Source organism: Flammeovirga sp. OC4, from assembly GCF_000812565.1.
Classification (GTDB): Bacteria; Bacteroidota; Bacteroidia; order Cytophagales; family Flammeovirgaceae; genus Flammeovirga.
Genome location: NZ_JTAM01000193.1, coordinates 1 through 495 on the forward strand (window position 1 = coordinate 1; position 495 = coordinate 495).

Consider the following 495-nt stretch of genomic DNA (forward strand, 5'->3'; position numbering starts at 1 on the left):
ACTACTTCATAAGAAACGATTTCGCCTTCAGGGTTCACGATAAAAGTACCTCTTTCTGCCATTCCGTCTTCTTCAATCATTACCTCAAAACCTCTTGAAAGCACACCTGTTGGATCTGCAAGCATTGGGTAATTGATTTTTTTGATTGTTTCAGAAGTATCATGCCACGCTTTGTGCACAAAGTGAGTATCTGTAGAAACAGAGTAAATTTCAGTACCAGTCGCTTTGAAATCCTCATAAAGGTTAGCAAGGTCTTCTAGTTCTGTTGGACACACAAAAGTGAAGTCGGCAGGGTAGAAGAAAAAGATGGACCATTTGCCTAAAATATCTTCTTTTGTAACTGTTTTAAAGTCGTTGTTTTCGAATGCTTCTACTTTAAAATCTACTACTTGTTTTCCGATTTGTGACATAGTTTTATATTTTTTTGATTGATGTTTGTTTCAGTTTTTTCAACCGCTTTCCGATTGATTACGATACAAACATACGAGGGGATTG

At 36.6% G+C, this 495-nt stretch carries 1 protein-coding gene; it reads right to left on the reverse strand.

The window, feature by feature from the left end:
* Positions 1-410: redoxin domain-containing protein (locus PL77_RS29930; RefSeq protein ID WP_044213768.1), on the reverse strand; the 410-nt coding region annotated here is incomplete at its 3' end.
* Positions 411-495: the final 85 nt, after the last annotated feature.